13 protein-coding genes are annotated in these 13,471 nt (G+C 64.1%); 2 read left to right on the plus strand and 11 right to left on the minus strand.

Features of this window, described 5'->3' with window-relative positions; all coding sequences use genetic code 11:
• Window positions 1–10 precede the first annotated feature (10 nt).
• From RB623_RS25270 to RB623_RS25300, 7 genes are read right to left on the minus strand one after another with little or no spacing between them, the layout of a single operon-like run.
• On the minus strand, window positions 11–868 hold the full coding sequence (locus RB623_RS25270) for a glycosyltransferase (protein WP_308059880.1): 858 nt from the start codon (window positions 866–868) through the stop codon (window positions 11–13).
• Window positions 869–888: 20 nt separating this feature from the next.
• Entirely contained in the window at window positions 889–2,067 is a 1,179-nt protein-coding gene (locus tag RB623_RS25275; RefSeq protein WP_308059881.1) for a cytochrome P450, read from the minus strand.
• On the minus strand, window positions 2,064–3,371 hold the full coding sequence (locus RB623_RS25280) for a polysaccharide pyruvyl transferase family protein (RefSeq protein ID WP_308059882.1): 1,308 nt from the start codon (window positions 3,369–3,371) through the stop codon (window positions 2,064–2,066). Before RB623_RS25280 ends, RB623_RS25275 begins: the two co-directional genes overlap by 4 nt.
• Window positions 3,368–5,083 (minus strand): fatty acyl-AMP ligase, encoded by a 1,716-nt coding sequence (locus RB623_RS25285; protein ID WP_308059883.1) that lies wholly within the window; start codon window positions 5,081–5,083, stop codon window positions 3,368–3,370. The genes RB623_RS25280 and RB623_RS25285 overlap by 4 nt, the downstream gene beginning before the upstream one ends.
• Complete coding sequence (locus tag RB623_RS25290) at window positions 5,080–5,985, minus strand: glycosyltransferase family A protein (RefSeq protein WP_308059884.1); 906 nt, start codon at window positions 5,983–5,985, stop codon at window positions 5,080–5,082. Before RB623_RS25290 ends, RB623_RS25285 begins: the two co-directional genes overlap by 4 nt.
• Window positions 5,986–5,993: 8 nt before the next feature.
• The gene (locus RB623_RS25295; protein ID WP_308059885.1) at window positions 5,994–6,281 is read right to left on the minus strand and encodes an acyl carrier protein; all 288 of its coding nucleotides are present in this window, start codon (window positions 6,279–6,281) and stop codon (window positions 5,994–5,996) included.
• A 21-nt stretch (window positions 6,282–6,302) separates the two neighbouring features.
• Window positions 6,303–7,565: a polysaccharide pyruvyl transferase family protein gene (locus RB623_RS25300; protein WP_308059886.1), complete on the minus strand. Its 1,263-nt coding sequence runs from the start codon at window positions 7,563–7,565 to the stop codon at window positions 6,303–6,305.
• Window positions 7,566–7,648: 83 nt separating this feature from the next.
• Between RB623_RS25300 and RB623_RS25305 the strand changes: the two genes are divergently transcribed.
• Window positions 7,649–8,527: a phytanoyl-CoA dioxygenase family protein gene (locus RB623_RS25305; protein ID WP_308059887.1), complete on the plus strand. Its 879-nt coding sequence runs from the start codon at window positions 7,649–7,651 to the stop codon at window positions 8,525–8,527.
• Between the two features lie 143 nt (window positions 8,528–8,670).
• Here RB623_RS25305 and RB623_RS25310 read toward each other — a convergent pair whose 3' ends face one another.
• Window positions 8,671–9,498, minus strand: coding sequence for a phytanoyl-CoA dioxygenase family protein (locus tag RB623_RS25310; protein ID WP_308059888.1), 828 nt, complete (start codon window positions 9,496–9,498; stop codon window positions 8,671–8,673).
• 513 nt (window positions 9,499–10,011) lie between these two features.
• Between RB623_RS25310 and RB623_RS25315 the strand changes: the two genes are divergently transcribed.
• Entirely contained in the window at window positions 10,012–10,758 is a 747-nt protein-coding gene (locus RB623_RS25315; RefSeq protein WP_308059889.1) for a class I SAM-dependent methyltransferase, read from the plus strand.
• Between the two features lie 42 nt (window positions 10,759–10,800).
• Here RB623_RS25315 and rfbD read toward each other — a convergent pair whose 3' ends face one another.
• Genes rfbD through rfbC form a run of 3 tightly spaced genes read right to left on the minus strand, consistent with a single transcriptional unit; the run spans window position 10,801 to window position 13,309 of the window.
• On the minus strand, window positions 10,801–11,685 hold the full coding sequence (gene rfbD, locus RB623_RS25320; RefSeq protein ID WP_374121743.1) for a dTDP-4-dehydrorhamnose reductase: 885 nt from the start codon (window positions 11,683–11,685) through the stop codon (window positions 10,801–10,803).
• Window positions 11,682–12,758 (minus strand): dTDP-glucose 4,6-dehydratase, encoded by a 1,077-nt coding sequence (gene rfbB, locus RB623_RS25325; RefSeq protein ID WP_308059891.1) that lies wholly within the window; start codon window positions 12,756–12,758, stop codon window positions 11,682–11,684. Before rfbB ends, rfbD begins: the two co-directional genes overlap by 4 nt.
• Complete coding sequence (rfbC, locus tag RB623_RS25330; RefSeq protein ID WP_308059892.1) at window positions 12,758–13,309, minus strand: dTDP-4-dehydrorhamnose 3,5-epimerase; 552 nt, start codon at window positions 13,307–13,309, stop codon at window positions 12,758–12,760. Before rfbC ends, rfbB begins: the two co-directional genes overlap by 1 nt.
• Window positions 13,310–13,471 lie beyond the last annotated feature (162 nt).

The raw sequence follows: 13,471 nt of genomic DNA on the forward strand, positions 1-13,471 counted from the left end.
GCGCGGAATTTCATCGCTGGACGGTCTTGCTGGCCGGGTCGTACAGCCAGCCGAGCGTCCGGACCGACGAGAAGGGGCGTCCCCTGATGCGAAAATATTCGCGGCTCATCGCTTTGCCTGCCTCCATAAGGCCGGCGCCGCCGCTCGTCGATACGCCGCCATGCACCTGATGGAACGTACCTTGCCCGAGAATCCGGATCAATTGGACATCCGGCAGCTCGCAGGCGCGAATGAAGATGTCCGGGTTGACCGCGCCCCCACCCGGACTGACGAAGGCTTCGTCCGCTCCGCCCAACTCATCCCAAAGCGAGCGCGGCATGAACAGCGCGCAGCTCTCGATCATGGGTCCGGTCAAACCGCCCTTGGCATCGAGGGTGGAGATTTCGAACAGGCGCTCGCCGTTTTCGGGCCAGCCGATCGAGGCCAGCAGGGCGTCCTCCGCTTCCCGCGTATGCTCTTCGGCGGCGCTGAAATACTGGAGCCTGCGGCCCAGATGATAATTGAAGGTCGCAATCACCGGCCGGGGATGGAGGCGGGCCGCCTTGACGCAGGCGCTTACCAGGCCGGGCGAGGCCATCCGGGCGGCGTCGACCCAAAGCCCGATCAGAGGCGCGCGCGCAAGCCGCAGGCCGCGATTGATCGCCGGCGCGGGGGAGACTGTGGGTTTTTCCACGGTTTCGACGATGACATCGGGCCCCTGCCCGTCCAATGTCGCGGGATCGACGGGAGGGACCGAGCCGTTGTCGACGATGATGATTTCGTAGTCCGCCGGGGCGATGCCGCGCTGATAGGGCGGCGACAGCGAGACGAGGGTTCGCGGCAGTTCGCGTTGCATCTGGAAGCTGACAAGCACGAGGCTGGCCGCCAACCCACCACCTAAGCTTTCGTTCATGCCTCGAACGCCACGTCAAGCCGCTGCAGGCGGCGGAAGGAGACGTGACGTTCCCATTCCAGGCCCGGCTTCACCGGCACCATCGGCGCTTCGTCCAGCATGGCGTCGAGAAAGATCCTGGCTTCGAGACGGCCGAGGGCAGCGCCGAGACAAGCATGTGCGCCGAGGCCGAAGGCCATGTTCGGCGGTCCTTCGCGGTTGATGTCGAACCGTTCTGGATCCCGATAGGCGACGGGGTCGTGATGCGCCTGCTCCAAGTCGACCAGCAGCATGTCGCCTTTTCGGACGGGCTGTTCGCCCACCGTCGTATCCGCTAGCGCGACGCGCGGGGCAGCCGCTCGCATCGGCCCGGCATAGCGTACCGCCTCCTCGACGAAAGGGGCGATCAGCCCGCGGTCAGCGGCAACAGTCTCGCGCGCGTCGCGGTTGAGATGCAGCAGGAGGATCATGTTGCCGAACAGGCCCGTCAGCGTTTCCACGCCCGCCAGCACCAGAAAGAACACGTACCGCGCCAGGGTGCGCGTCGAGAAGCCGAAGCCTGCATCGTTCAGCGCTACAAGCGCCGCCAGCCCGCCTTCGGCCTTGGACAACTCGTCGAGGATCGCACTTTCCGCCGCGACCGCGTCGGCCTCCAACTCGGCCAGCACCGTGAGCGGCAATGCACGCGCGTAAACCGGGAAGATCGAGAGCGAAGCCTTGCGGATCGCTTGCACCGTGTTCAGCGAGATGCCGAGCGCGTTGGCCATGACGGCGGTGGGAATTGCGCGGCAGATGTCTTCCATCGCCTCGACCTGGCCAGCCCGACGCGCCGTGGCGAGCCGGTCGCGTACGACCGCCGACACGACGTCCGGGGCGAAAGCCGGAGCCGACTGGGCGAGCGCCTTGCGCACAAGCGTCCTGAGGCCCGGATGGTCGGGGTCGTTCGGGCTGAACAGCATGCCCTGAAGCAGATTCGCAAGCCCGGAAAAGTCGCGCCCGGCACGCTGCCCGACGCGAGCGATCGCTGTCCAGGGCTCGGTCGGACCGACAAGCGGATTGCGCAGGACCGACATGGCGTCGGCATAGCGTGTCACGAACCACGAGTCGCCGCTTGGCGCCGGCGTGAGCGGCGCGTGCCGGGGCACGATCCAGGTGCGCTGGGATATTGGCGCGCCGCCTGTGACGAAGGCGTTCATAGGCCCGTCCCCGCCGCCGCCTTGCTTGGGGTCGGCGTCCGCGACCGCCTGTCGTAGCGATCGTTGAGAAGCGGCGCGAGCAGACCGTCGAAGCCGTCGCGGCCAAAGCTCGTTGTGACGGCCAGCCGCAGAAACGCAGCGCGCCGTGCCCGGCCGTGTTCGGGATCGTCGATCGCCTTGGCGACGCTCTCCCAGTGCCGATCGAGGGAGGGCGCGACCGAACTGCCGTGGTTTGGCCGGGTGTTTATGCGCTGGGCGGCACGCTCCAAGGCGTCCGGCCAGTTCCGCGCCACGTCGTCGGTTGCGTCGATCTGACAGGCGAAGCCGACGAATTTGTGGAATGCCGGCCTCGCCACGATCACGCCGGGCGTGGCGTAGCAGGCCGCCGCGACATAGCCGTGCATGGAGTTGCCGACATAAAGACGCGCGTTCGCGATGGCCGCCGCCATCTCGCGCAGGCCCGCCGGGTCGTCGAGCAGGATATGGCGGATCGGCATGGCCTGGGAAAGCTGGCGCAGCACCTCGACATCGCCGAGGGATGGACCGAGCGACAAAAGCAGCGGCGTCAGCCCGCGCGACTGAGCGAAGTCGGCAATCATGGCTGCCAACGCCGTGGGTGAAACATTGCCGAGCCCGCCGGGCCGGGCCTGCACCGCGAACAGGGCATCTTCGGGGACGATACCCTTTCTTTGGCAAAGGGCGTCAAAGTCCGCAGCCAACGAGGCGGCTGGCCAAACGTGGGCGAGATCGGCGACCGTATCGGGAACCAGGACGGCGGAACCGCCGTCCGGCTGGAGAAAGCGGCGGCTCGCCTCGTCGCGAACCGAAACGTAGTCGGCCGCCGCCAGCGCGGGATCGAGTGCCGATTCCCGAATCGATGCGGAAAACGGCGCGGGAGCACCCGGAGCGTTCCAGGCGATTGGAACATCCAAAAGGGATGCCACGAACGTGGCGCCGAACCAGAGGGCGGGATAGGCCTGGTTTGCTTGCCCGGCCCGGCCATATTCGGCGACGAAGTCGGCCGGGAAGGCGTGGACGATCTCGCCGCCGCCGATCAGCACGGCATCGATCGTGGCGCGGCCGACCGCGGATGCGAGCGCTATGCTCGGCGCCGCATCTTGCAGGCCGCACGATCCGTTGGTTGGAGAAGCGGCCAGAACATTCCAGCCGAACGGGCGCAGGCGATGGGCGGCGACGATCGGAAACAGGAGGTCGCCGAAATTGCCGACGTCGAACGTGCCCGAGATCAGGGCGGTGCGCGGGCGCGAGGGATGCGGCCGAGGAGGAAAGCCGGAAGACGTCATGCGTTTTCCCGCAGCGAGACCGGCCTGCGGGGCGTGAAGCGGGCCAGCACGTGGAGTTCGCCCTTTGCTAGGCGTTCCGCCGTGCGAGCGCGCTGGAGCTTGCCGCTAAGCGTGCGTTCGATGGTGCCCGCGGGCACGATAACGAGGTCGAGCGGCAGGAAGCCGTGCGCGTCCGCAACGGCACTGGCCACCCGTTCAAGCAGCGGCGAGTGGTCGGCGGATGCAACTGCGCGGCCAGCCTCGCACACGATCGCCAAGCCTTCGGTGACCGTAGGATCGGCCGCGACCGGCAACGCGACGACGGCGCCGAGCAGCGCGGCTTCAGGCAGTTCCCTCATCGTCAGTTCCACATCCTCGGCATAGATGTTCGCGCCGCGAATGATAGCCATGTTCTTCAGGCGCCCGACGACGTGGAGCTCGCCATCCACGATCGCCCCGAGGTCGCCCGTCCGCAGGTAGGAGCTGCCGCCGAGAGCGACCGTGCGATCTCGGTCCGGCACTATGCCGCCGCGATCCGGATCCCAGAAACCGGGGCTGACCTGGTCGCCGCTCACTGCGATCTCGCCGATCTCACCCGGCGGCACCGGATGGCCGGCATCCGGCTGGAGCAGCAGTACCGAGGCGCCATGGCTCGGCGTTCCGCAGGAAACCACCGACACGGGAGCGCTGCCGTTTCGCGCGATCTTGCGCTCGCGCACCCCGGTTCCGGGGCGGCCGCCGGTAACGAACAGCGTCGCCTCGGCAAGGCCGTAGCAGGGATAGAACGCCTTCTCGTTGAAACCGTGTGACCGGAAGCGCTGCGCAAAGCCGGCCAGCGTCGCCGCTCGGATGGGCTCGGAGCCGCAAAACGCAAGCCGCCACCTCGACAGGTCGACGTCCGGGATCTGGTCGTCGGTGATCATGCGCGCACAGAACTCATAGGCGAAGTTCGGCGCGCCGGCCGTCGTCGCACCATAGCGCGCCATCGCGTTCAGCCAGCGCGCTGGGCGTTGGAGAAAGGCGATCGGCGACATAAGAATTGCCTGCGCGCCGAGATAGAGCGGTTCCAGCACACAGCCGATGAGACCCATGTCGTGATGGAGCGGCAGCCAGCTCACCGTGCTGTCGCTTGCAACCTGCCCGAAGGCGGCCTTGATCATGGCCAGGTTGGCCATGATGTTGCGATGGATGATCGCGACGCCCTTGGGCCGGCTGGTGGAGCCGGATGTGAACTGCAAAAAAGCCACGTCATCGGGCGAAGGGTTGCGGAGATCGGACGCGGGATGGCCGTGCAGCAGGTCGCCGGCGCTCAGGAATACCACCTCGGGATGACGCTCGCGCAGGCTTGCCCAGCCGCGGCTTTCAAAAGCTTCCGCCGGCGCGATGACGGCGGCGGGTCGGGCTGCCTCGACGATGCCGGCGACACGCTGCGTGGCGCGAGGGTCGGTCAGTGCCGGCGTCGGGATCGCGATGGCGCCGGCATAAACGCAACCGAAGAAGCAGCGGACGAAATCGAGCCCCTGGGGCAGGGCGAGCAATATAGGGCGGGCGGCCAGGCCGGCGGCTGCGAGGTTGCCGGCCACTATTGCCGCAGCCTCGTGAAGCGCGCCGTAGTTGGCTTCGTCGCTCACCTCTTCGCCACGGCCGAGAAAGCGCAAAGCGGTGCGCGCGCCGTCGCCTTGTGCATGGTCACGCAGCATCGAAAGCAGGGAAGCGGCGGGCGCGCCGGTCATTGGCCGACTGCTCCGGCGACGATCTCACTTGGCCCGTCGCATGCCAAAATCGCGTTTTTGGACGCGTCGACAACCCATCCGAGCTTTCTGATCGGCTTGAGCGGTTGCCCGCGAAGCCGCAGGTAGAAGCGGCTGCCTTCGTTCAAGGTTTGAAGCGCCAGCGCCGCGCTGCTCGTCGTCATCCCACCATGGATCTGGTGGAACGTCGCTTCGCCCATGAGGCGGATGAGCTGGGTTGCCGGCAGCGCGCAAGCGCGAGCCAGCGTATCCGGATTGACCATGCCACCGCCCGGCTCGGTGAATGCGGGGTCATAGCCGCTGAGTTCGTTCCAAAGGCTCTTCGGCATGAACAGCGCGTTGCTTTCCAGCATTGGGCCGAAGGGGGGATTTTTCATCTCGGGCGTTGCCACCTCGAACAGGCGGTAGCCATCGCGCGGCCAGTCGATCGAGCCAAGCAACTCGTCTTCCCGTGCGCGATCATAGCCTTCGGCGGCGCTCAGATGCTGCCGTTGGAAGCCAAGCTGGTAGTTGGTCGTCGCAACGATCGGCCGGGGGTGAAGCGAGGCCGCTGTCGTCGCGGCGTGAAGCAGACCTGGCGACGCAAGCCGGGCGCCGTCGATCCAGGCGCCGACAAGCGTTCCGCGCGCCGCCGCCAATCCTTCGTTCAGCGCCGCGACGGGTGAGGGCGAAGCGCTGCTGCATCGCAAAACCCGCAGAGTCAGTCCGAAGTCCGCGAACTGCCTCGCCTCGGGCGGCTCGGCCGATCCGTTATCGACGACGATGACCTCGTAGCGCCCAGGCGAGACGCCGCGCTGGTAGGCGGGCGAAAGCGATAGAAGCGTCCGCGGCAGTTCACGGGCCATCTCGTAGCAGACGACAACCAGCGAAAGGTCGGGATCCATCGGTGCGCTCAGCCGGTTTTCTCACCCGCCAGGGATTGCTCGGAAGGCTTGGCGTAGGTCTGGACGAAATCATCGATTGTGTGGTGCTCGAAGAATAGCATGGGATCGACCTGCACGCGGAATTCCTCCTCCATCACGCCCGCCATCACGACCGCCTCGACCGAATCGAGGCCGTAGGTCGTAAAACTTTCCGAGGTGTCGAGCTTGCCTTCCGGCAGGTCGAGCACCGTGGTGATGTACTGGACCATCCAGGCGCGCAACGTATCGCCGTCGATATCCTGCAATGTCGTGGCCAAGGGCCTGCCTCCTTCTTGGTTTCAAGCGGTTTCGTCGCGCCGCAGCGATTTCGTTCCCGACGGGCTGAGGAATGGTGCAAGTGCCCAACTCGGCCCCCTGTTGTCGAGTCCCATTCGGAGAACGTCGCGCAGGAAGTCGCGTCGCGCCCCGGCGCCGCGGCCGGGTTCATTGATCCCGTCGAGGATGCGCGTCCAATGCTCGTCGAGCCGGGCGAGAACCTCGGCGGAAATCGGCGGCGCGGCTCCAACTGGCTTCGCCGCCGCCTTATCAAGGGCAGCGTCCCAGTCGCGCGCCATGTCTTCCGATCGCCCGGTGTGTTCGAGAAAGCCGGCGAACTTGCGATAGGCGGGCCGCGCCACGAGGACGGACGGAACCCGGTGCGCCACGCAAGCCACGTATCCATGCAGCGACGCGCCGACATAGAGCACCGAATGCGCGAAAACCGCCGTCATCTCGCACAGGCTCAGCGGATCATCCAGCAGGACATGAGGCTGCTTCAGATGCTCTGCCAGCCGGCTCGCGGTCTTCGGGTCGTCGTGATTGCGGCCGACGGCGACGAGGAGCGGGGTCAGCCCATTGAGCTTTGCGAACGCGTCGATCTTTGCCGCGAGAACCGCCATATCCAGGCCTGCGACCGACCGATCGCGCAAATGAAGGGTCATGTAGCGCGCCGTCCGGTCCGCATCCTTGCGTTCGAGGAACCCTCGGAAAGCGGCTTCAAGCTGCTGCCTGGACCACAAGGCGCCTATCCCGGCGACGGTGTCGGGAACGATGGCGAGCGGCAGGTCCGGCGGCGGGGAAAGCAGCTCGGCGGCGCCGCGATCGCGCAGCGAAAGATAGCTGGCGGCTCGCACAGCCGACATCGCCAGGGGATGCACGCCCCGGCCGAGGAGATGCGGCACGCCGGGCGCGTTCCACAAGACCGGCACATCGGCCAGTGCGGCGGCGAGCGTCGCGCCCAGCCACAGCGCGGCGGACGCCCAGTCGCTGACCTCGTCATTGATGTATTCGGTGAGAAAGGTCATCGGGTGATTGTGGATGAGATAACCGCCGCCGATGAGAACGGCGTCGAATTCCTCCTCGCCGGAAAGCATCCTTGTGGCCGAGATGGGGGCGATGGCATCGGCCAGGTCCGGCGATCGGCCGGTCGGCGCGACGGGCACGATCTCGATGCCGTGTGGGGCGAGCCGTTGCCGCGCGACGAGCGGAAACAGCAGGTCGCCGTAGTTCTGCATGTCGAACATGCCGGTGATCAGCACACGCCGCTCGCCCGACCGGGTCATGATAGCTGCGCCCTGTTGCTGACCAGTGCGGGCGAGGGCATGATCGGCGTCGAAAGATCGCGGCCGCGGCGGGCGCGAATGGAATGAAGAAGAGCATGCGACCTGACGAGGCGTTGAAAGCCCGGTTCGAACACGACGGTCTCGTGTTCCCGATCCCTGTTCTGGAAGCCGACGAGGCGGCCCAATATCTGAGCAGCTATGAGGCAATGGTGGCCGCACGAGGCGGACGCCTGCCCAAGGCGTTCAACGCCAAGACGCATCTGCTCGTGCCGTGGCTCTGGGATCTGGTCCACGATCCCCGCGTGGTGGATGTGGTCGAGGAGGTGCTTGGACCAGACATATTGTGCTGGGGCACGAGCTTCATCACCAAGCACGGCGGAGACGGCCGTTACGTTACCTGGCATCAGGATGCCACCCATTGGAAACTGTCTTCGCCCGAGGCAGTGACAGCCTGGGTGGCGCTGACGCCCAGCGACCGGAACAACGGCTGCGTACGCGCGGTTCCAGGAACGCATCACGTGCAACTTGCGCACGATCATCCCGAGGACCCGAACAACATGCTGGGCCGCCGCGAGCAAGTGGTCGCCGACATCGACGAGGAAACCGCGGTCGACATCGTGCTGCGGCCCGGCGAAATGTCGATTCATCACCCGCTGATCATCCACGGCTCGGAGCCAAACCTGTCGAGCGGTCCGCGCGTCGGCTTCGCCATTCGCTACATACCGGCCAGCATCCGCCAGCTCGACGGGCTGGAGAACTCCGCAACGCTGGTGAGGGGCCGCGATCATGGCACTTTCGTTCTTGAACAAGAACCTGAAGGCGAGTTCCACCCCGAGGCGGTGAAGCGGCATCGCATGGTGCTGCGGCGTGGCATGAGCGTAATCTTCGGCGATGCCGTACCACCTGCTGAAGTCAACGGCGGCGCGCTCCATGAGGGGCAAAAGCTCGATCCTTCTGTGTAGGCATCGAGCGAGATGCGCGTGTGCCTTGGCCACGTCCGCTGGCATCTTACCGGATCGAAAATCATGGCCGGTCCGATCCCTTTGTTCCATGTAGCCGCGCCGCGTTCCCGCGAAAGCCACGACAGGTTTTTTGTCTGATGCCATCAGGCTTGCGCCTCGTGGCTCCGTTTCACGGCGGGATACACGATGCTCATCCAACTCCGAAGGCTTTCGCCGTGGCGGCGAACTGCTTCGGGCGCGAACTCACTCGCCGGCGCCTGCTCCAGATCGAAGGTTCCGTGATCCCGCCCGCTGACCAGGGTTGCCGATCCTCTCATGGACCCGTTCTGCGTCAGGTCGCCCGCGATGTAGCGGACGGCGAAACCAAGGCGGCGTGTGCCGGAAATGTTCGGCTTCGACCCGTGAATCAGCAGCAGGTGATGAAGCGACATCTCGCCGGGGGCCAGATCGACATGAACCGCCAGGTCCTCATCAACATCGACACGGATTTCTTCGCCGCCCGCCAGCAGATTGTTTTTGGAAGCCGACGGGCCGTGTTCATGCTGCCGGGTGTGGCTGCCGTAGACGACCTGCAGCCCTCCATTCGTTCGCGTCGACGGTGTGAAGGCGATCCATGCCGTCAGCGCATGAGGGGCCGACAATCCCCAATAGGTTGCGTCCTGGTGCCAGGGAACCTCGCTCGGCTCGCCTGGACGTTTGTCGAAGAAGCTTGAGGCCCAGCACAGCACGTCAGGGCCAAGTACGTCGGTGACCGGTGCAACGACGCGCGGGTCGGTGACGAGATCCCAAAGCCACGGCACCAGCAGATGCGGCTTGAAGTTGAGCACCGGCGGCAGCCGACCCGCCCGCTTCTGCTCCATCTCCTCGATGCGATGCAGCCGGTCGGCCGCTTCCTCGCCGGTCAGCACACGGATCGGGAACACCACGCCGTCGCGCTGGTATCTAGCGGTCAGCGAAGGGTCGATATTCATCAACACATCATCTCGAATTCAAGCGCTCGACGCGCGCGGTAAGAACGCGATCGCGTCCCGTCCAGGCCTTCAGCGCTCTTCATATTGTTCTGGTTCGACAAAACCGCAGCACAGCTTTTCTTGGGCGAAAATAGGTGCAAGTCAACGCCCACCTACGCCCACCTACGTGTTCAAAGCACGTTGCGATCCTTGGAGACACGGTTCATGCTGTGGAAGGCGCCAAGGCGTCCGGCGCCTCCGGACCGCAGACGATAGGCATTGGCGGCGGGAAAGGGCCAAGAAATTCGCGGGCGCGACAACGGGGGCTCGGGGTTTGCCTTGGCAAGGTCGCGAAAGGGGTCTTTAGGGAGCCTCGCGGCAGACTGCTTGTCGCGTCGTATGGCAGTCGTCAGCACGGCGCGGAGCGAATCGGAACTGGCCTTCACGTTTGGCTCGGGCCGCTTGCACCGTGAGACAACGACAAAGTGAGAAACACCGTTGTGCGGATGAATTCGTAGGGAACGGAGAAACGGATTGGATACTTCGGTTGTCACGGAGGAATACGAGGGTAAGTGCAATATATGCGGCGTTTCAAATCTCTTCAAAAGAGAAAATTTCAGGACGCGTGAGACGTTTCTTTGCTCTTCGTGCCGCGGTTCGCTTCGCTATCGAGCGCAAGCCGATGCGGTTTTGAGGGAGTACGCGGCAGAAGGCGTGTCGACGATCGAAGCCTTGATCGAATCGGAAACGTTCCGGCACATCAGATTATATGAGCCTGGTGTAGTAGGGCCGTTCAGGAAGCTGTTCCGCACCATGAGCAACTACGAACAGTCGTTCTATTGGGAGGATGTGGCCGAAGGTGCCAAGAAGGACGGGATGGTCTGCCAGAATCTCGAACGGCTTACTTATGCCGATGAAACGTTCGATCTTATCGTTTCTTCCGACGTTTTCGAGCATGTGCGCAGGCCGTTTCAGGGCTTCGCCGAGATAAGAAGAGTGTTGAAGCAAGGCGGGCGTCACATCTTTTCCGTCCCCGCGAACGACAACCTCCGTGCCGATTCGGTTTCGCGCGTCGATACGAGCTCGGATAATGACGTTCTCCTCCTGCCTGCTGTGTATCACGGCAACGGCACCGCCGGCGGGCGGTCCTTGGTCTACACCGATTTCGGCGCTGATGTGGTGGACAAGCTCGGTGAAATCGGCCTCCCGACCCAGATTTTCTACTATACCCCGGCTCCCGGGTTTCCAAGGCAATTGACGTTCGTTTCCCGTCGAGCCTAACGTTCATCCTTGAACTTGCGGCAAAGCGGCAAGCCGTCTTTTTCAAAGGCCCTTCGAGAGGATCTCTCGCACCAGCATCGGCAGCCTTTCACGCCAGGACGCAGGTTTCAGCCCATAGTCGCGCTCGATCCGCGCTGTGGAGAGTACCGAATTGGCCGGCCGGCGCGCCGGCGTCGGATAATCGGCCGACCCGATCGCCTCGAGCTTTGGGACGGGATAACCAGCTTCCCGGCACGTGGCAAAGATGGCCGCCGCAAAATCGTGCCAAGTGGTCGGGCCCTCATTGGTGAAGTGGAAGACGTCAGTCGGAGCATGCCGGTCCGCAATCATGCGCATCGTGATCACTGACAGCGCCTCAGCCAGGTCAGCAGCGAGTGTCGGAGAGCCGTGCTGATCCTGCACCACCCTGACGACGTCGCGCTCAAAACCGAGGCGAAGCATTGTCCGAACGAAATTCGAGCGCCGGGCGCTCACGACCCAACTCGTACGCACGACTGCCGAGCGCGGATTGCCGAGCCTGACGGCCCACTCGCCCGCGGCTTTGCTCGCGCCGTAGACACCGAGCGGATTGAGCGGCGCGTCGACCTCATAAGCACCGGTAGCATTTCCGTCGAACACGTAGTCGGTCGAGATGTGGATGAGCGGGATGCCAGCCAAACATGTCGCTTGGGCTAGCGCAGCCGGAATGAGCGTATTCGCCGCGAAGGCCGCCGCGACGTCCTTCTCAGCCTTGTCAACCGCGGTATAGGCAGCGGCATTGATGATTGCAGAAACCGCGTGGTCCGCAATCAGCCTGCCGACCGCATTGGCATCGCATAAGTCGAGCTCTCCACGGGCGGGCGCGACGATTCCGACTTCTTCGGGCCAGCGCATGGTGACAAGCTCATGCCCCACCTGTCCGGTACTGCCAGTGACAAGGATAGTCACCCCAGTCCGCGCCTCGCGAGCGCGCTGCGTTCCTCATTTGCAATCAAGGGCGCCCACCAATCTCGGTTAGCAAGATACCAGCGCACGGTCTTGGCAAGGCCGCTCTCGAAAGTCTCCTGGGGCCGCCAGCCGAGTTCCCGCCTGATCTTCGAAGCGTCTATTGCATAGCGCTGGTCATGGCCTGGCCGGTCTGCGACGAAGCGGATCAGTTCTCTGCGGGCAAAGCCCAAAGGCGGCGCATAATCATCCAGCAATTCGCAGATCGTTTCGACCACCGCGAGGTTGGTTCGCTCACTGTCGCCGCCAATGTTGTAGGTCTCGCTGGGCTCGCCGCGCTCCATCACAAGGCTGAGGGCGCGTGCGTGATCCTCGACAAACAGCCAATCCCTGACGTTTGCGCCGTTGCCGTAGACGGGCAGTTCTTGTCCCGTCAGCCCACGCAGAATCATCAGCGGAATGAGTTTCTCAGGAAAATGATAGGGACCATAGTTGTTCGAGCAGTTGGTAACAATCGTCGGCAGCCCGTATGTCTCGCGCCATGCTCGGACGAGGTGGTCCGAAGCGGCTTTCGATGCCGAGTAAGGGGAGTTTGGTCGATAGGAAGACTGCTCATCAAAGCGACCCTCGAGACCAAGCGATCCAAAAACTTCATCTGTCGAGATGTGGTGAAGCCGGAATGTGGAGCGTTCGGATGACGACAGGCCGCGCCAATGGCGCAGCGCCTCCTGCAACAGGGTATACGTGCCCACGACATTGGTCTCGATGAACGCGCCGGGACCGTCGATCGAGCGGTCCACGTGGCTCTCCGCAGCGAGGTTCATGACGGCCGTTGGCCTGTGACGCTCAAAGACGCTGCGCAGGGCCGCGCTGTCGCGGATGTCGACCCGCTCGAACGCATATCGGGCGTGCCCCGCCGCCCCAGGGAGGGAGGTCAGGTTCGCCGCATAGGTCAGGGCGTCCACATTGATGACACGCGCCGCGGAGTCGGCCAGCAGATGCCGGATAACTGCCGTCCCGATGAAGCCCGCGCCGCCCGCGACGAGGATTGTTGCATTGGCAAAGCGGGGCGACATCAGAACAGGTCCGTTGCTTCCGCCAGCGTCGGCGCCGCCAAGTCTCTTGCAGAAAGCGTTGTGTCTTCGGGCCGGCAAGGCCAGTTGATTCCCAGTGCCGGATCTCCCCAGAAGATTTCCCGATCGCATTCCCGCGCGTACGGTTTCGAGACCTTGTACTGGATGATGGTGTCGGCCTCGAGCGTGCAGTAGCCATGTGCGAAGCCGACAGGCACGAATAGCTGGTTGCCACGCTCGGCGCTCAGCACCATCGAGACATGGCGCCCAAAGGTCGGAGAATCACGTCTGATGTCGACAGCCACGTCGAAAACCGAGCCAGCGACCACGCTGACAAGTTTCGCCTGCGCCATCGGTTCAACCTGAAAGTGAAGGCCGCGCACGGTTCCTGTTCTTTCTGAGTGCGCCTGGTTTTCCTGCACGAATTCTGCCGGGACACCCGCCGCCTCGAACGCGGACCGCTTGAAGGTCTCGGCGAAATAGCCGCGGGAATCGCCAAGCCGCATCGGCAGGACCTCGACGACGCCTTGGATGGCCTGCTGAAAGAACTCCATTCCCCCGCCCGATACGTTCTCAGATACACTGGCAAAATCGCATTTCCTGCCGCAGTAAGTCCAGTAGCCGAGATATGACTCATTCTACCACGGAAATTCGGGCAGCCGAATCGCTTGGATATCCGGGTGACAACCTGTATGCGAAACTGGAAGACGGCCAAG

The sequence above is a fragment of the Mesorhizobium sp. LHD-90 genome (assembly GCF_030929505.1).
Taxonomy (GTDB): Bacteria; Pseudomonadota; Alphaproteobacteria; order Rhizobiales; family Rhizobiaceae; genus Kumtagia.